This window comes from Frankia gtarii (assembly GCF_025403375.1).
Classification (GTDB): domain Bacteria; phylum Actinomycetota; class Actinomycetes; order Frankiales; family Frankiaceae; genus Frankia; species Frankia gtarii.
The window spans coordinates 1-1,134 of the sequence record NZ_JAMPTM010000553.1 but is presented as its reverse complement, the minus strand read 5'-3'; the positions used below and the strand labels follow the sequence as shown (position 1 = coordinate 1,134).

1 protein-coding gene is annotated in these 1,134 nt (G+C 70.8%); it reads left to right on the top strand.

Annotated elements, in window-relative coordinates:
- The first annotated feature begins 251 nt into the window (after positions 1-251).
- Positions 252-1,127, top strand: a complete 876-nt coding sequence (locus NBZ83_RS32255; protein ID WP_261570542.1) for a pantoate--beta-alanine ligase — start codon at positions 252-254, stop codon at positions 1,125-1,127.
- Positions 1,128-1,134 lie beyond the last annotated feature (7 nt).

The following is a 1,134-nucleotide window of genomic DNA, read 5'->3' as shown; positions in this document are numbered from 1 at the left end:
CCACCCACCCCGCCCCAATCTCGGCCACACCTGAGCCACCGCGTTCGCGAGCAGTCGCAGCGCGGTGGCTCAGCTATTTCTGCCGATTGAACGCTTGTTCAGCTCGCTGAACAGCACTTTGACACGGCGACAGCGATCCGTGAGGGTCATCACATCCCCCTCGCCCTCTTTTCCCTCGCCCGCCGCCCCTGCCCCGGGTGCGCGGCCGAGTGGTAACGAGCGGCAAAAATCCTCGACCCTGGGAGCGCGTCATGATCACTACCGAGAAGCACGCCGAGGTCCGCGAGCTGCTCGACGCCGAGCGGGCGGCCGGGCGACGGGTCGCCATGGTCGGCACCAGCGGCGGCACCCACTCCGGGCACATCTCCCTGGTCGAACAGGCGAAGAAGGAATGCGACGTCGTCGCGGTGTTCTGGAACGGTGCGCTGAAGCTGGAATGGGCCTCCGGCGGCGTGCAGGCCTACAACCGCGACCTCGCCCACGACCAGGCGCTGTTCGAGGCGGCCGGCGTCGACGTGTTCTACATCCCGATGCGCGACGACCTCTACCAGCGGCCCTCGAACACCTTCATGGCCATGCCGGGAATGCTGCGGAACCTGGCCGGCATGCCCGAGGGCGAGCACATGGAGCTGCTCGTCACGATGGTCGCCACCCTGCTCAACATCGCGGGGCCCTGCCTGACGTTCTTCGGCGAGAAGGACTGGCAGCAGCTGGTGATGTTCCAGCGGATGGCCGAGGACCTGCACCTGCCGTCGCGGGTCATCGGCTGCCCCACCCGCCGCGAGCCCGACGGGGTGGCGATCTCCAGCCGCAACACCAAGCTCTCCCCCGAGCAGCGCGCCGCCGCACCGGCGCTGTACGCCGCGCTGACCGCCGCGGTCGACGCGATCACCGCCGGGGAGCGCGACGCCCACGCCGCGGCCGAGGTCGCCCTGGCCCGGCTGCGCCCGGTCGCCGACCCGGACTACATCGTCGCCGTCGAGGCCGCGACGCTGCGCCCGCTGGACACCCTCGACCCGGCCGCCGAGGGCGGCCCGAGCGACGGCGAGATCCGCCTGCTCGCCTCGGTCCGCTTCGGCACCACGCCACTGGTCGACAACGTCGGCGTCACCCTCCCCACGGCCTGACCACCGC